This is a genomic window from Flavobacterium sp. KACC 22763 (genome assembly GCF_028736155.1).
Lineage (GTDB): Bacteria > Bacteroidota > Bacteroidia > Flavobacteriales > Flavobacteriaceae > Flavobacterium.
The window spans coordinates 2965842-2989549 of the sequence record NZ_CP117879.1 but is presented as its reverse complement, the minus strand read 5'-3'; the positions used below and the strand labels follow the sequence as shown (position 1 = coordinate 2989549).

General features: G+C 33.7%; 16 protein-coding genes. 15 read left to right on the top strand and 1 reads right to left on the bottom strand.

The features are described 5' to 3' along the window. Positions 1 to 30 precede the first annotated feature (30 nt). Positions 31 to 294, top strand: coding sequence for a DUF2024 family protein (locus PQ463_RS11945; RefSeq protein ID WP_274253904.1), 264 nt, complete (start codon positions 31 to 33; stop codon positions 292 to 294). 156 nt (positions 295 to 450) lie between these two features. On the opposite strand, the gene pdxR is transcribed toward PQ463_RS11945, so the two are convergent. Further along, positions 451 to 1860: a MocR-like pyridoxine biosynthesis transcription factor PdxR gene (gene pdxR, locus PQ463_RS11940; protein WP_274253903.1), complete on the bottom strand. Its 1410-nt coding sequence runs from the start codon at positions 1858 to 1860 to the stop codon at positions 451 to 453. 202 nt (positions 1861 to 2062) lie between these two features. Between pdxR and PQ463_RS11935 the strand changes: the two genes are divergently transcribed. From PQ463_RS11935 to PQ463_RS11870, 14 genes are all read left to right on the top strand, one after another. Then, positions 2063 to 2656 (top strand): murein L,D-transpeptidase catalytic domain-containing protein, encoded by a 594-nt coding sequence (locus PQ463_RS11935; protein WP_274253902.1) that lies wholly within the window; start codon positions 2063 to 2065, stop codon positions 2654 to 2656. Between the two features lie 510 nt (positions 2657 to 3166). Then, positions 3167 to 3760: an RNA polymerase sigma factor gene (locus PQ463_RS11930; RefSeq protein ID WP_274253901.1), complete on the top strand. Its 594-nt coding sequence runs from the start codon at positions 3167 to 3169 to the stop codon at positions 3758 to 3760. Positions 3761 to 3916: 156 nt separating this feature from the next. Next, positions 3917 to 5065 (top strand): FecR family protein, encoded by a 1149-nt coding sequence (locus tag PQ463_RS11925; RefSeq protein ID WP_274253900.1) that lies wholly within the window; start codon positions 3917 to 3919, stop codon positions 5063 to 5065. Between the two features lie 173 nt (positions 5066 to 5238). Further along, positions 5239 to 8553 carry a SusC/RagA family TonB-linked outer membrane protein gene (locus PQ463_RS11920; RefSeq protein ID WP_274253899.1) on the top strand — a complete coding sequence of 1105 codons (3315 nt, stop codon included), beginning with the start codon at positions 5239 to 5241 and terminating at the stop codon, positions 8551 to 8553. A 5-nt stretch (positions 8554 to 8558) separates the two neighbouring features. Next, positions 8559 to 10004, top strand: coding sequence for a RagB/SusD family nutrient uptake outer membrane protein (locus PQ463_RS11915; protein WP_274253898.1), 1446 nt, complete (start codon positions 8559 to 8561; stop codon positions 10002 to 10004). Positions 10005 to 10019: 15 nt separating this feature from the next. Continuing rightward, positions 10020 to 10790 carry a DUF4843 domain-containing protein gene (locus PQ463_RS11910; protein WP_274253897.1) on the top strand — a complete coding sequence of 257 codons (771 nt, stop codon included), beginning with the start codon at positions 10020 to 10022 and terminating at the stop codon, positions 10788 to 10790. 34 nt (positions 10791 to 10824) lie between these two features. After that, positions 10825 to 12345 (top strand): PKD-like family lipoprotein, encoded by a 1521-nt coding sequence (locus tag PQ463_RS11905; protein WP_274253896.1) that lies wholly within the window; start codon positions 10825 to 10827, stop codon positions 12343 to 12345. Positions 12346 to 12409: 64 nt separating this feature from the next. Continuing rightward, complete coding sequence (locus PQ463_RS11900) at positions 12410 to 13279, top strand: thioredoxin family protein (protein WP_274253895.1); 870 nt, start codon at positions 12410 to 12412, stop codon at positions 13277 to 13279. Between the two features lie 6 nt (positions 13280 to 13285). Further along, positions 13286 to 14758, top strand: a complete 1473-nt coding sequence (locus tag PQ463_RS11895; RefSeq protein WP_274253894.1) for an aspartyl protease family protein — start codon at positions 13286 to 13288, stop codon at positions 14756 to 14758. Between the two features lie 27 nt (positions 14759 to 14785). Continuing rightward, entirely contained in the window at positions 14786 to 16168 is a 1383-nt protein-coding gene (locus PQ463_RS11890) for a TlpA family protein disulfide reductase (protein ID WP_274253893.1), read from the top strand. A gap of 11 nt (positions 16169 to 16179) precedes the next feature. Beyond that, complete coding sequence (locus tag PQ463_RS11885; RefSeq protein WP_274253892.1) at positions 16180 to 18996, top strand: M16 family metallopeptidase; 2817 nt, start codon at positions 16180 to 16182, stop codon at positions 18994 to 18996. 144 nt (positions 18997 to 19140) lie between these two features. Beyond that, positions 19141 to 21183: a protein-disulfide reductase DsbD family protein gene (locus PQ463_RS11880; RefSeq protein WP_274253891.1), complete on the top strand. Its 2043-nt coding sequence runs from the start codon at positions 19141 to 19143 to the stop codon at positions 21181 to 21183. A 362-nt stretch (positions 21184 to 21545) separates the two neighbouring features. After that, entirely contained in the window at positions 21546 to 21950 is a 405-nt protein-coding gene (locus PQ463_RS11875) for a hypothetical protein (RefSeq protein ID WP_111426496.1), read from the top strand. A gap of 101 nt (positions 21951 to 22051) precedes the next feature. Further along, a complete protein-coding gene (locus PQ463_RS11870) occupies positions 22052 to 23707 on the top strand; it encodes a peptidase domain-containing ABC transporter (RefSeq protein WP_274253890.1) in 1656 nt (551 codons plus the stop codon). The last annotated feature ends 1 nt before the right edge of the window (position 23708 follow it).

Here is a 23708-nt window from a genome sequence, read left to right as displayed (position 1 = left end):
TAGCGACTTAGTAACTTAGAAACTTAGAAAATGAAAATAGCAGTTTGGGATACTTATGTAACCCGCAAAGACGGAAAAATTATGCACTTTGATATTTTGGTTGATGAAAATATTAACGATGCAGAACAAGTATATGAGTACGGTAAAATATACTTGAAAAGTGTTTCACAGGAAGGACAGACTTTATCTTCTAAAGAATGCCGTTTCTGCCACATAGACAAAGCGCCGATTGAAGTTGAAAATCAGATTCGGGCAAATGGGTTTTCTATTATTGAAATGGAAAATTGCAATTAAATTAATTTAAACACATAGAAACATAGATTAATATATTTATTTGAAAAAGGTTTAAAAAAAAATGACTCATCATTTAACACATAGACTATGTGCTTTAATATAAGGAAACGCCTTTCAACAGTAACAAAACTATGTTTCTATGTGTTTAAAAAAAAATTATAAAAGTTTAGCAAGCACTCTAATTCCTTCTTCCATTTGTTTTTCTGAAAGAGAAGCATAACCCAGACGAAAACCTTTAATGGTTTCATCAAAACTAAATCGGCTTGGGCTCATGATCTGAATTCCTTGTAATTTTAGCTTTTCGAAAATCTCAAGAACATCAATTTCTTCTTTTGGAACAATCCAAAAAGCAAGTCCGCCTTCAGGTTTTGTAAAGGTGATTTTATCTTGAAGATATTGATTTAGCAAGCTTTCAAAATAGTCTCTTTTGTTTTTGTAAACCAAATTGGCTTTTTTAAGATGACGTTTTATTTTACCTTCGTTGATGAGGTTTAAAATTGCTTCTTCCATAATGTTATCGCCTTGAACATCAATGATTTTTCTGTGATTTCCAATCTTCTGAATATTTTCATGAGAACTGGCTAAATATCCAATACGAAGCGCTGGCGCAACAATTTTACTGAAAGTGCCAATATAAATATAGTTTTTCAAAGCCGAATAGCTCGAAATAGGAAGTATTGGGCGCTGTCCAAAATGAAACTCATTATCATAATCGTCCTCAATAATCGTAAAATTATATTGATTAGAAAGTTCAATAAGTTTTAATCTCTTTTTTAGAGAAAGCGTTACCGTGGTAGGAAATTGATGATGAGGGGTAACATAAATGGCTTTAATGTTTTTATGCTGCAGATATTTTTCGACCTGATCAATATCCAATCCGTCCGAGTTTACATTTACGGGAAGTAATGTTGCGCCAGCATTTTCAAAAGCTTCCCAAGCAGGTTTATAACCTGGATTTTCGACCAAAACATAATCGCCAGATTTTAAAATACAATGTGAAGCAAGATACATAGCCATTTGGCTTCCGCGTGTAATACAGATTTGATCTTGCGAAATACTCATACCACGTTTGAAGTTCAGCATTTGAGCAATAGATTTTCTAAATTCCAAATTTCCCAATTCACTGCTATAACCCATAATCTGCCAGCGCGATTTTCGGCTGAACAATTCTCGATACGCTCTTGCCAAATCATTCATTGGTGCAAGACGGCTGTCGGGAAGTCCATCATCAAAAACTAAGAAACTTTTAGGTTCTTCAATAACAATTTTCGGATCTATTTTATTTTCTGATAAATGATTGATGGTTGGAAGTGAATCTGTTACAAATGTTCCTTTTCTATCAATTGTTACGAGCCAGCCTTCGGCAGTTAGAACATCTAAAGCTTCTACAGCCGTATTTCGATTTACTTTCAATAACTCGGCTAGCTGTCTGCTGCCTGGAAGTGCATTTCCACTAACTAGTTTTCCGGTTTTTATAGCATCAATTACAGCATCGGCAATTTGCAGATAAATGGCTTTATCTGATTTTTTATCAAGCTGAATTTCTAAAGGCCAAGGGCGAAGCATCTGGACTGTTTGCTATTGGTGAAATGAGTTTCTTCGGTAGTCCAAAATTAACTTTTTTTAACGAAAAAACGATATTATTTGTATTGAAAAAAAATCTTATTTTATTGTTTTTTAGACTTTTACGAAACATTTTTTTAGAATTCTCATTTTAATTTTACACTGTCAAATAATTGATTTGTAATGGTTTAAAAATGGAAGTCTTATGAAAATAGTGAATATAATATTTCTGATAACAGCATGTGTTTTTGGAAATCCAAAACCAAAAGAAAAAAATGCAATAAACGGTTCTGAAGAAGAACGTTTTAATCAGGAGATAGAAAATGTTAAAAAAATGATTGCCTCTGGCGCTTATAATTCTAAAACCGCATTCTTTATCGATATGAGAATTAAATCGGGTAAAAACAGATTCTTTGTTTATGATTTAGAAAACAATACAGTAATTGATGAAGGTTTAGTTGCAAATGGTGCAGGTTCTGAAACAGGTATAAAAGGAGAGTTGAAATTTAGCAATGAGCCCAATTCAAAATGTACATCGCTTGGGCGCTATGCCATAGGAAAATCGTATAAAGGAATGTTTGGTAAAGCCTATATTTTAAAAGGATTGGATCAAACCAATAATAACGCGGTTAAGAGAATGATTGTTCTGCATTCATATTCTGCAGTTCCAGAAGGAGAACAGGACCATTATATTTCCCTTAGCCAAGGTTGTCCAATGGTAAGTGAGGTATTTTTTAAAAGGCTCGAAAAAATAATAGACAGTTCGAAGTCGAATATTATCCTGAACATTTATTATTAAGCGGAAAGAATGTTTTTTAAGGGAAACTAGATTTGAACGCAGATAAAGCAGATTCGCTATCGCGAAAACGCAGATTAACGCAGATTTTTTAAATCAGTTTTTTTCCGTGTCTTCGCGATAGCGAATCTGTTTTTATCCGTGTCTAATTTTGTGTTTTTTTTTTATTTAGGAAATTTTGAGTTAAAAAAGAAAGTCTGAAAAAACTCAAATTTAGATTTAAAGAAATTGGCTACGTCATTTTTTTGAAATTTAATAAAAATACAATTTTAACGTAACAGCAATTTAAATCTGATATTTTAAAAAATTCATTTTATTTTAATCATGAATCTTACTTAAGCTTAAAAAATAAAGAAGTTTCGTAGTTAGAATTGAAAAATATACAAAGTTATTCCACTTGTAAAATTAAGGTTTATTGCAAAGATAAAAAGGTGTTGTCGAGAACAAATTAGGATTATTAACGGAATTTATTAAGTTTGTTGCGAATTATTCAATCTCCATAAACCGCTATCATTGCCAAATTCCGTCTTAAATCAGGATCAGATATTAATCGATCGTCTTCGTGACGGCGATGAATTGGCATTGACAGAATTGTATAATAGATTTTGGCAGGCACTTTTTATGTCTGCTTACAATGTGATTAAAGACAAAGAATTGTGTGAAGATATCATTCAGGATATTTTCATGAATATCTGGCACAATCGTGAAAAAATCGAAATTCATATTTCGCTAAAAGGGTATATGTATGCTTGTGCGAGATATCAGGTTTTTAATCATTTGAGAAAAAACAAAGACAAAGTTCATGTCGAACTTTTTGATGATTTAGAAAAGCGTTTCTTATCTACAACTCCAGAAACACAGTTAATGCACAACGAATTGGTGCAACAGCTGAATTTAATTATCGAATCGCTTCCAGAAAAATGCCAGGCCGTTTATAAATTAAGCCGTGAAGAACAGCTGAGTCATAAAGAAATTGCCGAACGACTTAATATTTCTACCAAAACAGTCGAAAACCATATTACAAAAGCATTGCACACCATTCGATCTTCTATGGGGGAAAGCATGAGTATGGCGATGATTTTATGGCTCTCAAAAAATATCTTTTAGCAAAATTAAAAATGAAGTGGTTGGGTTGACGATGTATGGTTTTTCTTCTTTTTTAATTCTTTTTCAAAAAAAATCAAAAAAAATACAATTTGGACTAGGGGGTATATTCCTTTTTGGTTACTTATCTCATATACTCCCGAAATAATACAATAAAAAATGAAAAAAGAGGATTTCTTACTGTTACTAAATAGATATCTTTCCGGTGATACCAATCTCGAGGAGAATAATAAATTATTGAATTATTATGAAAGTTTTCAGACAGATAAGGATTGGGACGAAACTTTAGGATCTAAAGATGAACTTGAACTCAAAATGAGAACCCGTCTGCAAAACGCCATTCAATCTGAAGAAACTCCAATAATACCAATTCAGCCATTCTATACCAAAACAGCTTTTAAACTGACTGCAATGGCGGCGTCATTGTTATTGCTGATTTCAATTTCATTAATAGTAAGCAAAACAAATCCGCTTAAGATTGAGACTCCGCAAGTAGCGCACAAAGAAATCTTAATCGGAAGCGATAAAGCGACTCTGACTCTGGAAGACGGTTCTGTAATTGCATTAGAAAAAGGAAAATCATATACCAAAGGAAATGCTTCTAGTAATGGAGAAAAACTAGTTTACAATTCAAACGGAAAATCTGTAGCGATTGCCAATAACCTTTTGACGATTCCGAGAGGCGGACAGTTTTTTGTACAGCTTGCCGACAGCACAAAAGTTTGGCTAAATTCTGAATCGCAATTAAGATATCCTGTTGCTTTTGTTGACGGGCAAACCAGACAAGTAGAATTGGTTTATGGAGAAGCTTATTTTGAAGTATCGCCAAGCACCAAACATAAAGGTTCAAGATTTAAAGTGAAAACCCAAGAGCAGAATGTTGAGGTTATAGGAACCGAATTTAATATTAAGGCTTACAGAGACGAACCTGCTATTTATACCACTTTGGTAGAAGGAGTTGTTGCTGTGAGTAATGCAGCCAAAAAGCAAATTCTGACTCCGAACCAGCAGTCTAAAATAACTGAATATAACGGAAATATTAATGTTTCTGAAGTAGATGTTTACAATGAAATTTCTTGGAGAAAAGGCTTATTTGTCTTCAAAGGAATGCCACTAAAAGATATTGCGAGAGTATTGTCAAGATGGTATGATGTAGATATTGTATTTGCAGATCCAGCGCTTGGCAATGTTAAGTTTAATGGGGTTTTAAACAAGAATCAGAAATTAGAAGACATATTAACCACGATCAAGAATATTAATTTTATTAATGCCTATGAGAAAAAAGACAATAAAATTATAATTAAATAAAAAAGAAAAGGGATTAAAGTTTAGACCTCTCACCGTACTGCGCTTTATCCCTTTCTGTGTATCAACCAGTAAGTCAGTTTTATTAACCAACCAACCAATTAACATGTAAATTTATGAAATTTAAATTAACCAGTGCCTATTTCTATTTTAGAAAGCGGCTAATTATTAACATTATGAGAACTTTTATCTTCTTGTTTTGTACTACAATTTTTGGTTTTTCGCCCGTAAATCTATTTTCACAAAACACGAAAGTTGTAATTGCAGCTGATAAAACAGTATCTGTTGACGAAGTTTTTGACATCATTACAAAACAAACCAACTATACTTTTATTTATCAGGAAGATTTATTTAAAAAATTACCTAAAGTACATTTAAAAAAGGGAAAAATTAAAGTGAATGATTTATTGGAAGCCAGTTTTTCTAATAAGGATTTTGATTTTAGTTTTTCTGCTGGAAATACGATTATAGTAAAAGAACGAAAAGTTGAGAAAGTAGTCGTTGAATCTAAATTAATAGAAATTAAAGGAACGGTCACGAATGATAAAGGAGAGCCTATTCCTGGAGTTAACATCAGGGTAAAAGGTACAGGAGCTGCTGCTCAAACCGATTTTGATGGTAAATATAGCATCATGGCTCCAAACGACGGGCAGATTTTATTTACATATATAGGACATCGCGCGCAAATTGTTGATGTCAATAACAGAAAAGTAATTAATGTAAAACTTCAGGAAGAGCGAAAAGAACTTGAAGGAGTTGTTGTAAATACGGGAGTTACAGTTCGAAAAAAAGAATTGATAACTGGTGCAGTAACTATTTTTAAGGGAGAAGAATTAAGGCAGATTTCTACGCAAAATGCGGTACAAGCTCTAAAATCATTAGATCCGTCTTTTATTGTTATCAATAATAATATTGCAGGTTCAAACCCAAATATTCTGCCAACAATAGAGGTGAGAGGGCAGACAAGTTTAACAGCCAATCAGGTTGATAGCCAATTTAGAGATGATCCAAATCAGCCTTTGTTTATTTTGGACGGATTTCCAACCACTTTACAGCAGGTTGTCGATTTAGATATTAATAGAATTGCCAGCATCACTTTATTAAAAGATGCAGCTTCGACTGCGTTGTATGGTTCTCGTTCTGCAAATGGAGTTGTGGTTATTGAAACGAACAAACCTATCCCTGGAAAATTGCAATTTTCTTATGTATATAATTCATCTTATGAGTTAGCCGATTTGAGTGTTTATCATTTAATGAATGCAGAGCAAAAACTCGAATTTGAAAGACTTTCTGGAGTATATACCACTTCTAACCCCGCTTCTGAATTTGACTTTAAAGTACAAAAAGAATATCAAAGACGTTTGGCAGGTGTACGCAGCGGAATCAATACGTACTGGTTAAATGAGCCAATCCAAATGGGAATTACCTCTGGACATAGTTTGAATTTTGGTGGTGGAAGTGATGAATTCCGATTCAATATTGCCGGAAATTATAAAAAGCTTACAGGAACTATGAAAGGAACAGAGCATAACACTTGGGGTTACAACGCTTCTTTGACTTACCGAAAAAATAAATTGAGTATCAATGATAACTTTTTTGTTTCTGGAGGAGATAATCAAGAATCGCCTTATGGCTCTTTTGAAACTTGGGCAAAAGCAAGTCCCTATTATCCAAAATATAATGAAGATGGAATTATAACTCGTTATTTGGATGGTTCGTCATTACCATTAGAAGCAAAAAATATTGTGGTAAATCAGGCTCCTAATCCCCTTTACAATGTTTTCTTGGGAAGTTATGATAAATCAAACGTCTTCAATTTTACCAATAATTTTGCTATCAATTATGATGTAAGTTCACATATCAAAGCAACTGGAGCTTTATCGGTAACTAGAAATAGTACAATTTCAACTGTTTTTGTATCGCCAGATGACACTAGATATATTAAGGATATTGCAACTGAAAAAGGATCATACTTTAAAAATGAGGCAATTACTGATAAATGGAACGCCAATCTTGGTGCTACTTATTCTAATGTTTTTAATAATGTCCATTCATTCAATTACACTATTAGAGCCTCTGCATTAGAAACGAGAAACAATGCTTTTGGTACAACTCTAAGAGGATTTCCATTAGGTGTTGGAGGGAATCCTGCATTTGCTTTTGGTTACGAGCCAAATGGAAAACCTAAAGTATATACTGAGTTAATTCGAAGCGTTGATTTAACCAATCAGGTCAACTATGCTTACGACAGAAAATATTTGTTTGATTTCACACAGACAATTTCGGGAGCAACCAACTTTGGAACTAATAAAAAATATTCTCCATACTGGGGTATAGGTTTTGGATGGAATATTAATAATGAATTCAAAATGAACGAAAACATTGTCAATATTTTAAAACTTAGAGGAAATATTGGACAAACAGGAAATCAGAATTTAGTTGGTTTTGCTTCTTTTGATGTTTATAGTTATGATATTAATACTAATATTTTCGGTCCTGGATTAGCCATTTCTCAATTGGCAAATCCTAATCTGGAAGCGCAGAAAACGAAAGATTTATCAGTTGGATTAGACTTAGGAATGTTCAGAAACCGATTGACCGCAACATTGGGGGCTTACAGACGTAAAACTTCTCCACAAATTGTGGCTATCGACATGGCTGCTTCAACAGGAGTAAATTCATATCCATTAAATATTGGTTATTTAACTACAGAAGGAATAGAATGGAAAGTGAACTATAACTTTATTTATGACCTTCAAAAGAATTTTATCTGGGGTATTGGTATAATGGGAGCTTCGGGCGACAATAAATTAGGAGGTTTTAATAACGCTCTTTCTTCTCTAAATGAGGCTGCTCAAAAAACAACAAGTCTTACACGTTATTATGATGGGGCAAGTAGCAATGACCTTTGGGCTGTTCCTTCACTAGGAATTGATCCTGCAACAGGAAGAGAAGTCTTTTTGAAGAAAAACGGACAATCGACTTTTACATTAGACAAAAAAGACGAGGTGGTAATGGGGAATTCAAGAGAAATTGCTACTGGAGTTGTTTCGACAAACGTGAACTATAAAGGTTTCAGTTTCGGATTATTTGTACGATACAGTTTTGGTGCAGAAAGATTTAACAGTGCCTTATACAATAAAGTAGAAAATATTTCGAAGGATAACATTTTTGATAATCAAGATGCGAGAGCTTTTACAGATCGTTGGACTACACCAGGACAAATCGCACAGTTTAAAGCTATTGGTTTGACAAATGCTACTCCAATATCTTCTCGTTTTATTCAAAAAGACGATTATATCGCAGGAGAATCTATTCGTTTAGGATATCGAGTAACTGATAGAGCTTGGTTAAAAAGAGCAGGATTAACAGGATTAGGATTTAATGCTATTGCAAACGAGTTTTTCCTAGTGTCTTCTATGAAAGCAGAACGCGGTATCGATTATCCTTTTTCAAGAATTTATTCACTTAATCTAAACTTATCATTTTAATTAGTATGAAAAAGTATATATATAAAATTTCATTCCTTTTTCTAGTATCTCTTATAGCTGTTGGCTGTAGTGATTTTCTAGATGTGGTACCTCAGGATAAAATCTTAGAATCACAGATGTACAGTTCAGAAACAGGTGTTCAGAATGTGCACAACGGACTTTATCTGCAATTGGCTTCTAATAATCTTTATGGCAAACAGCTGACTATGGATGCCGTTGAGATTTTGGCACAGCAGTATAATATACAGTCAAATCATGACAAATATACTATGGCGAGTTATAACTATGCAGAAAAAACACCTAAGGCAACTTTCACGAGTATTTGGGAAACAGCATTTACAACCATTTTATCAGCCAATAAATTTTTGGAAAGCATAGAAGAGCATGCGGGTGTAATTTCTACTGATAAAGCGGATATGTTAAAAGGCGAAGCGATTGCGATTCGTGCCATGCTTCATTTTGATATGCTGCGTCTTTATGGGCCTATTTATAAAGTCGCTCCTGCCGATCCGGGAATACCTTATTATGATAGATATGTCACAACCAACAACCCAATTTTGCCAGCTAAAGATGTAATCACAAAAGTGCTTGCAGATCTTGATCAGGCTTTAACTCTTTTGGCAAACGATCCTATTTTGACTACTGGAAGATATGTAGGTTCAGGAGCTTTTGGAGGTAATCCGTATTATTCTGTAAACAGAGGAAACAGGATGAATTATCTGGCAGTAAAATGCTTAAAAGCTCGTGTCCTATTGTATTCTGGAGATAAGACAGGTGCTTCGACTATTGCAAATGAAGTGATAAATTTTACAAAGTCAAATACTCTTTTTCCGTGGACAACTTTTTTAGATGCAACTAATGCATCAGATCCTGACCGTACTTTTTCTTCAGAAAATTTCTTTGCTCTAAGCGATTATACTTTGTACACCAAACAAAAAGATTTGTTCGATTCTAGTTTGGCAGATGGTAAAATATATTCTCCGTTATTAACTAGGATTAATGCCGTTTTTGAATCTAATGATAACGATTATAGAAGTCTTCCAAGTTGGAAAATTCCAATTGTTGGAGGTAAAACTCAGAAAACATTCTTCAAATATGAAGATGTTACTGATAAGACTAAAGTGTTTCGTCTGCAGATTCCGATGTTTAAGCTTTCAGAAATGTATTTAATAGCCGCCGAAACTTCAACTGTTTCTGCAAACGGAATTTCTTATTTAAATACACTTCGCTTTAACAGAGGTCTTGGGAATTTGGCAGCAACAGCCGTTTTAGCAACTGAAGTTACAAAAGAATACCGAAAAGAATTTATTGGAGAAGGACAGTTGTTTTTCTATTACAAAAGAATCAATTCTGCAAATATACCAAACGGTGCTGCGGCATCAGGAAATTTGACTATGAATGCCACTCAATATGTAGTACCGTTACCAGATTCTGAAATTAACTTTCAATAATTTAAAAGATTAAATATGAATAAGATATTGATTTTAAGTATAATCTTCGTTTCTTTTTTAGGATTTACATCTTGCGAGAAAGAAGAAATCGAAACATACCAAGAGACTGATAATATTTATTTTTCTAATGCCTTGTATGCTCCTAATGGAATCAGCGAACCTGTTCGTGATAGTACAGGATTTAGTTTCAGTTTAGATAGACCAGCTATTACAGGAAGAATTTTCAAAATTCCAATTAGGGTTCAAGGAAACCTAAGCGATGTAGATAGAAAAGTAAAACTTACTGTAGATCCATCAAGCACAGCGATTGAAGGAACTCATTTCTCTCTTCCTAAAGAAATTTACCTTCATGCAGGAAAACATGTGGATACAGTCGATGTTACTTTTTTTAGAACTCCAGATATGAAAACCAATCAGTATACATTGGTTTTAAATCTTGAAGAAAATGAATGGTTTACCACAAAAATGCAGACAAAAGTGGTGAATTCTATTACAGGGAAAACCATGAGTTTTATTCGATCTAAAATAACTTTCGATGATAAATTAACACAGCCTCCAGGATGGTTTGCCGCTTATTTGGGGGTTTTTACCGCCAAAAAATTCTTTTTAATGTGTGAGCTTATGCACTTGGAGCCAGAAATGTTTGCCCAGAAATTGGGTTCTCCTGGATTAACGGTTCCAGATGTTACGTATTATCAAAATTTTATGAAACGTTATTTAGCAGATCAGAAGAAATCTGGAAATACAATCTATGAAGAAGATGGCACAGAAATGTTCCTTCCATAAATTATCAAATTCATTTCATATAAAACATATTAAAATGATTAAAAAGATACAAATTAAAATCGCTGCGTTGCTCCTATTAATCTTAGCGAACAGCTGTGTAAGCGATGAAGGCAATTACGATTATACTGATATTAATACCTTAAATGTAACTGGTATCGAAAATGAGTATACTGTTTATACTGGAGAAAATTTTAAAGTATCTCCAAATTTGAATCCTACCAAAGATGATGGGACTGATCCTAATCGCTATACATTTGAATGGGTTGCGTTAAAAGGAACTAGAACCGTTATAGGAACAACAAAAGATTTTGATGCCACAATAAAATTGTCTCCTGGACAGTACAAGATTTATTACCTAATTACAGACAAAGTTACTGGAGTTACTTGGCAACAGGATTATTTAGTTACTGATAAAACTACTGGAGTTAAAAAGCAACAGGACTATTTTACGTTAAATGTAGTTTCGGCAATTTATGAAGGCTGGCTTGTAATAGGCGATGCTGATGGAAAACCTAGATTAGATATGGTTTCTATAATACCAAATGGTCCTACACGCATTATTAATGATGTTTTAGACGCTGTTGGTTCAGATCTAAAACTTGGTGGGAAAGCCGTTGATGTAGAATGTTTTGGGTCTGCCCTTGCAACTTCCAATGCTTACGGAATTTATGTTACTTCTACAGAAACAGGTACAGCAAGATTGGAACCAGATTCTTTTGCTTGGGAACAATCTCAAAATATTGCTTACGAAAGTGTTGGCAGTGCTTTTGATACCAATTTTGGCGTTGATTTTATGAAATCGGCCGGTCCTGCGGAAAATCTTATTTACAGCAAAGGAAATGTTTATAGTTACGTAAAAGTGCAGCAAGTTAAATATGGTTTGCCTAATAATATTTTTGATACAGAAACGAAACCATTTTATGCAGCACCCTTTATAGCAGATAACCAAGGATACGGTGGTCCGCCAGTTTTATTTGATAAAGATTTGCGTCGTTTTGCCCGTTTGAATGTTGTTAAAGGAAATTGTTCTATAATGCCTCCAGTTTCTGGTTCTACAACTGTTTTGGATTGGAACAATACCAACTGCGATTTAGTGTTTATGACAACTTCTGCATATAATTCTTTTGAAAATTTTGCAGTTCTAAAGAATGTTACAACAGGTAAATACCATTTACTGCGATTCAATAAAGCTTTAGCGCAAACTTATTATAAAGAAATCTTGAACGCACCAGATTTTGATAAAGCTACAAAATTTGCTGTAAGTCCAGATTCTGGTTACTTGTTTTATGCAGTTGGAGGAAAACTATATGAATACGATAACGGAACGCAGTCTGCAAAATTAATGCTCGACAAAGGCAGTGAAGAAATCACTTATCTAGATTGCAATGCAAGAGCTAATAAGTTGTACAATAAAAAAATAATTGTTGGAAGCTACAATGGTTCATCAGGAAAATTAGAATTATTTACAGTTCCTCCTGTAAATGGAAATTTGATACTTGACTATAGCTACTCTGGTTTGTGCAGAATTGTTGATGTTGCTTACCGAGCGAGATAATTAAAAATTGTTAAATCAAAGCCGAATGAATTTCAAAATTCATTCGGTTAAATAACCACATTTTATGAAACGATTTATTAGAATCGCAAGCGCAGTTTTGCTGCTTGCCTGTCCGTCTATTGCCGTAAAAGTACAAGCGCAATCGACCCAAGAAAGTTGGGAACAAGCCAAAAAGCAAGCACAAACAGAGAAAAAATTAATCTTTGTCGATTTGTATTTTACAGGCTGTATGCCATGCGCACAAATGGATAAAGAAGTATTTCCAGATCCAAAAGTTGCAGCAGTTTTAAATGCTGATTTTGTCACTTTCAAATCAGATATTTTGAAAGAAGAAATTGGTAAAAAGCTATGCATGAAATATGGCGTTACAGGGTTTCCGACTTTTTTATTGATGAATGCAGAGGGAAAAGTAATTGATATTGCAGGCGGTTTTCATAACGTAGAGCAATTTACAGCCTTGCTTCAAAACGCAAAAGAAGCGGCTAAAAAAGGAAATTTCAAAAAGTATACCCCAGAAATTCAGGAAAAAGAGTATCCTGATTTTTACAAACAAGCCTATCTAGACGGAAAAAGAAATGTTCCATTTGATGTTATCGATACATATTTAAAATCTGGAGCAGCTTCTGACGAAATTTCTTTCGTAATTATTACAGGTTTAAGAGTAGGGAAACAATATGATGATGCATTTCTTTTTAACAGTAAAAAATTAGCAAAAGATTACGGAACATGGAATGTGACAACTCATGTATTCGGTATTTTACAGCGCAAGAAAAAAGAGTTCGAAAAAAAGAACGATTTGAAAGGATTTACAGAATTGGTAAATGATTCGAAAGAACTTTATACGCCAGAAGAGTTTGCCAAATATTCGGGTATTTTATTAAAAGATTTTGGAGTAGAAAAAGTTGTAGTGAAACCAAATGCAGCACAAAAGTAATTCGAAATGAAAAAGATACTATTCTTTTTAATGCTGATTTTTGGCTGTACAATTCATGCTCAAAATAACATTCAGAAATCTATTAAAACTTTCGAAAAAGCTTTTCAGAACAAAAATTATAATGAAATGAAAGATCTTCTAGCGCCGCAGTTTACTGTTGGCGTTGGAGATTCTTCTTCAAACGAATTTTATCTGAATGGTATTTTTAAAGCATTTCCTGCTTTAGACTCAATTCAGATTGGAAAGTCTGTGGCGATTAAAAATGAAACTTTTGTCTTGGTAGATTTTTGCTTTAATGGAAAAGAAAAAAAGCCCTCTCAAATTGTTTTCAACTCAGAAAATAAAATGCTGTACGTGACTTTTTTCGATTCTTTATACAGAGTTGACCGACACGCACAAGTAAAAGAAGTAGCAAGCATTCCGTTTGAAATTATCGAAAACGGAATCGCCATTAAAATAAAACTAAACAAAGCTGATCGTGAATTTTTAATGCTTTTTGATACTGGTGCAGACGGAATGGCGCTTAATCCAGATAGCGCATACAAAGCTGGAGTTGTGGTTACCAAAAGCAAATCGGCTTCTGTAGTTGGCGGAAGTCAGAAGGTAGATTATTCTGCGGATAACACTATTTATATTGGCGATCAAGTTCTGAAAAATCAAGGTTTGGTTATTTTTCCAAAACATGGAGTTTACGACGGATTGTTTGGTGCGAATCTGCTTCGCAATTTTATTACTTCTGTCAATTTTGATACGATGACGATTGACTTGTACAATTTCGGAAATTTTAAGTATTGGGGAAAAGCAAAGCCATTGGTTTTTGATTATAAATCGGGACTTCCGGTAGTAAAAATGAATCTGACTTTTGAAGATAAAAAAACAGTCGAAGGCAGTTTCACTTTTGATACTGGAGCAGGTTACGATTTAATTGCTTATGGGCCTTTCAACCATAAAAATAATCTCGAAGCAAGTCTAAAGACCGAATATAAATCAGTCAATTTCAGTTTAGGGAAACAAACGGGAATTGTTGGTGGCGCTATTCCAAATGTTGGTTTAAACGGAAACAATTTTCCAAACGTAACAATTGCTTTGCAAGAATATGACGAAGCCAATAAAAATTGGGCTTTCGCCGATGGTTCTCTCGGAATTGACTTAATCAGACGATTCAATTTTACAATCAATTTATTGGATAAAACGGTTTATCTAGAACCCAATAAAAATTTCAAAAAGACTTCTTCTTTCTATTTAAGCGGACTCATTTTAGATTTTGACGAAAACCAAAATCTTCTGATAAAGAGAATTATCGATCAGGAAAATGAAGATTTGAAGAAAGTCAAAATTGATGCAAAAGTCACACAAATCAATGATTTTGAGACCAAGGATTTATTGAATCCTGAAAATATTAAAAAACTGAAAGAAACTAAAGAAAGCAAAGATTTTATTATCGAACAAGGAGATCAATCCATGAGAATTTCAATTTAAAACTATCAACCAAAAAACAAAGAAACAATGAAAAAACACATTTTTTATTTCATTTTAACCTTCATCATGGTTCAAATGAGTTTTGCTGCAAACCTTTCAGAATATGCAGTAATTAGAGGAACAATTTCAATTCCAGATTTCAAAGCAAAAGAAATTACACTTTACAATGTTGAAGATGGAAAGCCAGCTGTTGCTGCTACCGCAAAAGTTAATTCGCTGGGGGAATTTGGCTTTATGACACCAGTTTCAGCTGCTGGCTTTTATTATGTAGATTACGGTCAATTTAAAAGTAGAAACCAATTAATTCGTTTGTATTTAGAACCTAAATTAGATATTAATCTTGTAGTTAATAAAACAAATTATGTTTTAAGCGGAAAGAATATTGGACAAAATGCTTTGGTGCAAAAAGCAAACGAAATTTACAATGAGTTTGCTCCTTTTGCCCGTTTGGGTGAAAATATAACGTATTTGCAATTTTACCCATTTATTGATAAAGGTCTTGCCAAAGCAGATGAATTTTCAAAATCTATTAAAACGAAAGATGCTAATTTCAATAAATTATTAAAATTAGCCGTTGCAACAGATGTCGAAGAATTAACATATACTTTTTTCAGAATGCCAAGAACCGCATTCCCAGACAAAGACGACCGTCCAGCAGTAATCAAAACATGGATGACAGACAAGAAATTTACAGATCCAGATTTGTTGAAATTAGCGAATGGAGTTTCTTTAATGACAAATTATTTTTTCTACGTAACCATTAATGGTGGTGAGAAACCAAAACGTCTAGATTTAACAGAATCAATTACGCATATTACAGATCCAGCTTTAAAAGATGTTTACCTTCGTGAAGAAGTTGCCACTTCAAGAATGAAAATTGAAGAATACGAAAAAATTGCGCCAAGCATTAAACCTTTCATGATTTCTGATGCAAGCAAAGCATTTTTATTAGAATATGAAAAAGTATTGCATAAAAATGTAGGACAGAAAGGTTTAGATTTTACATACAATGACATTAATAATAAACCAGTTTCTTTCTCAGATTTTAAAGGTAAATTTGTGTACATCGATTTATGGGCAACTTGGTGCGGACCTTGCAAAGCAGAGATTCCTCACATGAAAAAAATCGAAGAAGATTATCACGGAAAAAATATTGTTTTTGTAAGTCTTTCGTTAGATAAGCCAAAAGATGCTCAAAAATGGAAAGATTACGTTACCAAAGAACAATTAAAAGGAATTCAGTTAATGGCTGATAAAGATTTTAGTTCTGATGTGGCTAAGAATTATGATGTAAATGCAATTCCGAGATTTTTATTGTTTGATCCAAAAGGAAACATTATCAATGCAGATGCACTTCGTCCGTCAAATCCAGAGTTGAGAGAGCAACTGGATAAATTATTGAAGAGTTAATTAATAGCTTTATGAAATACAGCAAAAAAATATCAGTTTTACTGCTTTTTATCGGAAGTTTAACTTTCGCGCAAGCACAAAACTTTAAAGCAACAGATCCGATTGCAGTCAACCAAAAAATAAAAAAAGGTGTGCTGCCAAACGGAATGACGTATTATATTTATCCGACAGATGTCAATAAAAATACGGCAAGTTATTATATCATTCAAAACGTTGGTTCGATTTTAGAAAATGACCAGCAGAAAGGTCTGGCGCATTTCTTGGAGCACATGGCGTTTAACGGAACGAAAAATTTTGAAGGAAAAGGAATCCTGAATACGCTTCAAAAACAAGGTGCTGTTTTCGGGAGAAATATCAACGCATATACAAGCACAGATGAAACCGTTTACAACCTAGACAATATTCCGTCAAAAGATGGCGGAGTAGTTGATACTTGTTTATTGGTTTTGCACGATTGGTCTAATTTCTTATCGCTTACAAATGAAGAAATCGATGCCGAACGTGGTGTAATTACCGAAGAATGGCGTACGAGACAAAATGCAAGAGCTAGAATTTACAATCAGCTTGCACCGTATTATTATAACAATTCGCTTTATGCAGATCGTATGCCGATTGGCGATATGGATATTGTAAAGAACTTTAAATATCAAGTTTTAAAAGATTTTTATAAAGATTGGTATCGCCCAGATTTGCAGGCAATCGCCATTGTAGGAGATATTAATGCAGACGAAATTGAAGCAAAAATCAAAAAGCTTTTTGCAGATATTCCGACGCCAGTAAATCCTAAAAAGCGTTTTGAAATTGCGATTCCAGAAAGAGTAGAACCAACTTTTAAATTGGCTTTAGACAAAGAAATTTCGGCTTCGAATATTAGCTATATGATTCGTCATACAGCTGAAAAATCAACAAATACTTATGCTGAATTAGAAAAATCTACCCAAAGAAGTCTTGCTTTTTCTATCCTAAATAATCGTTTGGCAGAACTGGCGCAGAAACAAGAATGCCCATTTAAAAGTGCCTCAATTGGATATCAAAACTATACTCGTTTAAATGATATCTGGATTTCGAGTGTTTCTCCAAAACCAGAAAAACAAGCCGAAGCTTTTGCAATGGTAATGAACGAATGGGTTAGAGCTTATAAATTTGGTTTTTCTAAAGGAGAAATCGAAAGAGCCATTACAGAGACTATTTCGGGCTACGAAAATTATTTAGAAAAGCTAAATGAGATTTCGCATAAGCAAGTTATCGGAATGGTAAAAGATGATTATTTGAACCATGAGGTAATTGCCGATCCAAAAGCAGAATTTGAAATGGTAAAAAATATTTTGAATAATGTTGATACAAAAATTCTTCAAGAGCAAATAAGTAAATTATATACCGCACAAAATCGTGTTGTAACCGTTACAGGTGTAGAAAACGAAAACAATCTAACGGAGGAAAAAGCTTTTGATATTATTCAGAAAGCAGAAAATGATGCTTCGTTACAGCCTTATGTGGACACTTTTGAAGGAAAAACACTTTTAGGGGATCTGAAAATAAATTCAGGGAAAATTGTTTCAGAGAAAAAAGAAAAGGCAATCGATGCGACAACTTTTGTATTGAGCAATGGCGTAAAAGTGCATTATAAATTTGCTGATAAAAATAAGAAACAAGTTTTGCTGCAAGCAAAAAGTCTTGGAGGATCTTCTCTATATGAAGCTAAAGATTTACCATCAATTAACTCACTTTCAGATTTCGCAGCAATGTCAGGAGTTGGAGAGCTATCTAATGTAGAACTGTCAAAAGTATTAAAAGGGAAAATTCTTGGGGTATCTGCAGATGTTTCTAGCTTAACCGAATCAGTTTCTGGTTCTTCCAATACTAAGGATATAGAAACATTTATGCAACTGGTTTATTTAAAATTTGCAAAACCAAGATTTGATGTCGATCAATACAATTTGCTGAAACAGAGAATGCAAAATTCTTTAAAAAATAGACAAAACGATATTTCATCTAAAATGAAAGATAGCCTAACTTTTGCAATTTATGGAAAAAACAATCCAAAAATTCGCATCATGAATCAGCAGTTCATTGATGATTTGTCTTTTGAAAAAATGAAATCATTTTATTTAGATCGTTTTTCAGATGTCTCAAATTTTGAATTTTTTATTGTTGGTGATGTAACTCCAGAAGTTTTAAAACCATTGCTGGAAAAATACATTGCAAGTATTGAAGGAATAAAACGTAAAGAACGTTTTAAAAATGATACACCAAATTGGATTGCACCTAAAATTGACAAGGATGTTTTTATTAAAATGGAAACACCAAAAAGTTCTGTTCGAATTGCATTTTCTAAAGAGTACGCTTTTAGTCAAAAAAACAGAATTCTGACTTCTTATTTGGCTGATATTTTAACCTTGCGTTATACAGAAAGTCTCCGCGAAAAAGAAGGCGGAACTTATGGAGCGCATGTATCGGCAAGCTTAGAAAAATTCCCAATTTCTAAAATTGGAATGAATGTTATTTTTGATTGCGATGCAGATAAAGTAGAACACTTATTGCCAATTGTGTATCAAGAAATTGATAAAATCAAAAAAGGAGAAATTCCTGCAGAAGATATTGAGAAAACCAGAACTAATTATTTGAAGTTAAAAGAAGACAGTAAAAACTTTAATACTTACAGCTTGAATCTTCTTCAGAATTATTTTGAGAATAAGTATGACATGAATGATCCAAAAAATTACGAAGACATTGTAAAAAGCATTACTGCAAAAGACATTCAAGAATTTGCCAATTCATTTTTGAACAAAGCAGATTCTTATGAAGTAGTTTTTAAACCATTAAAATAATCTGACCCTTTTTATTTACTAGAGTTTAATTTGTATTTCCCTATCAAATAATTATTTTGGATTAGTAAGCAATTTAGTTTGTATAGCGGATTACTTAGAGGGTTGTTTTTTGCTATTCAACCCTCTTTTTAAAGATTTTTACCCATGAAAAAGAATATTTTTTTACTGGGCTTTTTCCTGCTGTTTTCCATATTCGTAAAGGCTCAGATATACAATCCCATAAAATGGAAAACCAGTGTCGAGAAAATTTCTGATACTGAATACGAATTGCAGGCAAAAGCCATTATAGAATCGGGCTGGCATTTATATAGTCAGGAAGTTGCAGACGGAGGTCCGATTCCAACTCATTTTAATTTTATTAAAAGCGCAGATTTTCAGTTAACGGATGCTGTAAAAGAAGAAAAGGGGAAAACGGTTAATGATCCTGTCTTTAAAATGCAGATTAAGTTTTTTGAAAAAGAAACGACTTTTAGACAGCGAGTTAAGATACTTTCGTCCAGACCTTTCAAAATCAAAGCTGAGGTTGAATTTATGGTTTGTAATGATGAAAACTGTCTTCCGCCAAGTTCAGACGAATTGGAGTTTACCGTTAGCCCTTCCGCGAAAGCGAAAACTTTAATAGAAGCAGCAGTAAAAGAAGAAATAAAAACAGCTGTAATTGATTCTTCGGTTACCGAAATAAAAGAAAAAACAGAAGAAATTGTTCCTGCTGAAACTGTAATAACACCTCAAAAAGAAATCAAAAAAAGAGAACCAAAAACTGAATCTAGAAGTTTATGGACGATTTTTCTATTGTCATTTTTCTCTGGATTTGCGGCATTGCTAACGCCTTGCGTTTTTCCGATGATTCCGATGACGGTGAGTTTCTTTACCAAACAAAGTAAAACTAAATCGCAGGGAATAAGAAAAGCCGTTTTTTACGGAATCGCCATTATTGCCATTTATATCTTTTTGGGTGCTGTCGTAACTTGGGTTTTTGGAGCAGATTCGCTTAATGCGCTTTCTACAAACGTTTGGTTTAATTTGATCTTTTTTGTGCTTTTAATGATTTTTGCGTTTTCATTTTTGGGCGCATTCGAAATCATGCTTCCAAATGCATGGGCAAACAAAGTCGACTCGCAAGCTGATAGAGGCGGAATCGTCGGAATATTGTTTATGGCTCTAGCTTTGGCAATTGTATCTTTTTCTTGTACAGGACCAATTGTTGGCACTTTATTGGTTGAGGCAGCTTCTCGCGGAGGAATTGCTCCGTTTGTCGGAATGTTTGGATTTTCTCTGGCTTTGGCTTTACCATTTACTTTATTTGCCGCTTTTCCGGGCTGGCTGAATTCGCTTCCAAAATCGGGTGGCTGGTTAAATTCGGTTAAAGTATTTTTAGGATTTTTAGAAATGGCTTTGGCGTTTAAATTCCTTTCTAATGCCGATTTGGTTCTGCAATTGCATTGGCTGGAAAGAGAAACGTTCCTGGCAATTTGGATTGCTATTTTTGGAACACTGGCTTTTTATTTATTCGGAAAAATTCAGCTGCCGCATGATAGTCCGGTTTCCAATATAAGCGTTGGAAGACTAGGATTAGGAGTTTTGGTTCTAGCTTTTACCATTTATTTAATTCCAGGTATTTGGGGCGCGCCTCTGAAAATGATTAGCGGTTTTCCTCCGCCAATGCATTACAGCGAAATTCCGAATGGTTTGAATAATGTTTCTTCAAGCGAAATAACGCAAAATCTTCCAGAAGGAGCAGAGCTTGGACCGCATAATATTATGGCTTTTACTGACTATGATTTAGGTATGAAATATGCCAAAAAAATAGGAAAACCAGTTATGATAGATTTTACAGGTCACGCCTGTGTAAACTGCCGAAAAATGGAGGACAATGTTTGGTCTGACGAAAAGGTTCAGAAAATATTAAAAGGAGATTTGGTTTTAATTTCACTTTATGTAGATGACAAAAGAGAACTGAATCCGAGCGAACAGATTACTTCTCAGATAACTGGGAAAAAATTAAAATATATAGGACAGAAATGGAGCGAATTCCAAACGCTGACTTACAAAACCAATGCACAGCCTTTTTATGTTTTAGTAGATCATAACGGAGAAACGCTCAACGAAACTTCAGCTTATAATCCAGATATTGAAGAATATTTGAATTGGCTTAAAAAAGGGGTTTCTAATTTTGAGAAAAGCTAATATTTACGTTTTATCAATAAAACATTCCTATGGAATGATTCCTTGCCGTAAGGCAAAAAAGCGGTTATCACAAAATGTGATAACCGCTTTTTTGCATATTTCCATGTTCCGTTAGTAACATTTCATTGGTAGAAAATAGAATTGCCATTGATCTTTACATAATACCGATAACCCTGTAAGAATGCCTTGTTAATATAATTTTAAAGTTTTGAATGATTCTAAATTCTAATGTTATTTTAATGTTCCAGAAAAAAATTGGGTATAACTTGCGCGCTCATAAAAATTACAGTAAATGCCTTAAATCATTGGAGATTTTGATTCAAAACGATGTGATTTAATTAAATTTTTAGCCTTTTTAGAGTATGTTGAACAAAATTAAAAATAGCTTTTTATGTAAATGCCTTCAGGCGTTGCTTGTAGGCTATTTTCTAATTAGTAGTTTAAATATTTCTAATAGCGTTGGGAGAATCTTAAGCGATAATGCTGAAACTTATACCGTAAAAGGCATTACTTGCAACTTCTTGAAAAAAATCTTTAAATGTGACGGAATCCCAGAAGAATTGGACGATTACAAAACAAAAGATACTAAAACGGCTAAATTGGCAAAAGGAATTCCTTTAATGGAATATCTGGTTTCATCAGAATCGCTAATGCCTAATTTTTATTTTTTAATAGAATCTGAAGGGAAAAAGTATATTGATAATACAATCTTCTCGTTTGGGTTTCATGGTAAAATAGACATACCGCCTCCTCGGTTGAATTCATAAATACTTGTTTTTTAAGGATTAGGGTAAAAATCTTAATCCATTAATGCGGTTTTTGCCGTATATTTATTCTATGTAATAATCTTGTATTTATACTTAAATTCATGACACCATTCAAACGATTTTACAACTTATTGCAGCTAGATAAGCGCGATGTGTATCAAATTATCTTCTATGCTGCGTTTGCAGGGTTAGTAAATCTTTCTCTGCCTTTGGGAATCCAAGCTATTATTAATTTTATTCAAAGCGGACAGCTGAGCGTCTCGTGGATCGTTCTTGTGTTTCTAGTGACGGTTGGCGTTGGTTTTGGAGGAGTGCTGAACATTTTACAGCTGCGTATTGTGGAGAATCTGCAGCAGCGAATTTTTGTTCGTTCTTCATTTGAATTTGCTTATAGGATGCCCTTAATCAAATTTAAAGAAATGTACTCAGAGTATGCTCCCGAAAAAGCCAATCGCTTTTTTGATACGCTTATGGTGCAGAAAGGAACAGCCAAACTTTTATTAGATTTCTGTACAGCATTTCTTCAGGTTGGTCTGGGGATCATTTTATTGGTTCTTTACCATTCTTTCTTTATGGTAATCGGACTCCTTTTTATTGTCATATTATATGTCATTTTTAAATTTTCGTACAAAGACGGTTTAGAAACTAGTTTAAACGAATCAAAGTTTAAATATAAAGTTGCAGCATGGCTTCAGGAAATTGCAAGAAATAGAGAAAGCTTCCGCAGAAAAGGAGCTTTTGAATATGCCTTGGAACGAAATGATGGTTACGTAACTAACTATGTCAATTACCGTGAAAAGCACTTTCAGGTAATGAAAAAACAATACATTCAGCTTACTATTTTTAAAGTAATTGTTACTGCTGCCTTATTATCGATCGGTGGTTTTCTGGTAATTCACCACCAAATGAACATAGGGCAGTTCGTAGCAGCTGAGATTGTAATTGTATTATTGATCAACTCGGTAGAAAAAATCATCTTCGGATTGGAGTCTTTCTATGATGTATTGACTTCTGTTGAAAAAATAGGGCAGGTGACCGATATGGAAATTTCGTGCATTCCGCAGACTTCAGACAAAACAGAAAAAGGAATCAATATCGAAACCGAAAGCATCAGCTACATTTATCCAGAACACAATAAAAAATCGCTTAAGAATATTAATTTGAAAATTTCTCAAGGAGAAAAAATCATTCTTACAGGAACAAATGGTGCAGGAAAAAGTACCTTGTTACGACTTCTTTCGGGTGTATTAGAACCAGAAAGCGGAGCCATGTATGTGACTGATAATTATATGAATCGTCTTAATGAAGATACGTATAGAGCACAAGCAGGAACATATTTGCAAGGTGATACACTTTTTGCAGGAACCATTCGCGAGAATATTGTTTTTGGAAATGAAGAATTAAATAGTGATGATTTAAAATGGGCTTTAGATAATGTTGGATTAACTCCGTACATTAAAACTTTTGAGAACGGACTGGAGAATCAAATCCATCCCGGTGGTCGAGAACTTTCTGCTTCTGATGTTCAAAAGATTCTTTTGGCAAGAAGTATTGTAGGGAAACCAAATATCTTATTCTTAGAAGACCCAGTTGATAAAATGGACGAAATTACTTCGAGTAAAATTGTTGATTTTTTACTTTCTGATGAAAATGACTGGACAGTTATTGTAACTTCTAAAAATGATGTTTGGAAAAGCAAATGCAGTCGTATGATTACGATTGATGACGGAAAAATTATTAACGACATAAAGCTTTAAT

Bases quoted from the DNA above. Each gene is read 5' to 3' on its own strand.
- PQ463_RS11945 (WP_274253904.1), top strand. From the start codon at position 31: ATGAAAATAGCAGTTTGGGATACTTATGTAACCCGCAAAGACGGAAAA.
- pdxR (WP_274253903.1), bottom strand. From the start codon at position 1,860: ATGCTTCGCCCTTGGCCTTTAGAAATTCAGCTTGATAAAAAATCAGAT.
- PQ463_RS11870 (WP_274253890.1), top strand. From the start codon at position 22,052: ATGACACCATTCAAACGATTTTACAACTTATTGCAGCTAGATAAGCGC.
- PQ463_RS11885 (WP_274253892.1), top strand. From the start codon at position 16,180: ATGAAATACAGCAAAAAAATATCAGTTTTACTGCTTTTTATCGGAAGT.
- PQ463_RS11875 (WP_111426496.1), top strand. From the start codon at position 21,546: ATGTTGAACAAAATTAAAAATAGCTTTTTATGTAAATGCCTTCAGGCG.
- PQ463_RS11895 (WP_274253894.1), top strand. From the start codon at position 13,286: ATGAAAAAGATACTATTCTTTTTAATGCTGATTTTTGGCTGTACAATT.
- PQ463_RS11905 (WP_274253896.1), top strand. From the start codon at position 10,825: ATGATTAAAAAGATACAAATTAAAATCGCTGCGTTGCTCCTATTAATC.
- PQ463_RS11890 (WP_274253893.1), top strand. From the start codon at position 14,786: ATGAAAAAACACATTTTTTATTTCATTTTAACCTTCATCATGGTTCAA.
- PQ463_RS11910 (WP_274253897.1), top strand. From the start codon at position 10,020: ATGAATAAGATATTGATTTTAAGTATAATCTTCGTTTCTTTTTTAGGA.
- PQ463_RS11920 (WP_274253899.1), top strand. From the start codon at position 5,239: ATGAGAACTTTTATCTTCTTGTTTTGTACTACAATTTTTGGTTTTTCG.
- PQ463_RS11935 (WP_274253902.1), top strand. From the start codon at position 2,063: ATGAAAATAGTGAATATAATATTTCTGATAACAGCATGTGTTTTTGGA.
- PQ463_RS11925 (WP_274253900.1), top strand. From the start codon at position 3,917: ATGAAAAAAGAGGATTTCTTACTGTTACTAAATAGATATCTTTCCGGT.
- PQ463_RS11900 (WP_274253895.1), top strand. From the start codon at position 12,410: ATGAAACGATTTATTAGAATCGCAAGCGCAGTTTTGCTGCTTGCCTGT.
- PQ463_RS11880 (WP_274253891.1), top strand. From the start codon at position 19,141: ATGAAAAAGAATATTTTTTTACTGGGCTTTTTCCTGCTGTTTTCCATA.
- PQ463_RS11915 (WP_274253898.1), top strand. From the start codon at position 8,559: ATGAAAAAGTATATATATAAAATTTCATTCCTTTTTCTAGTATCTCTT.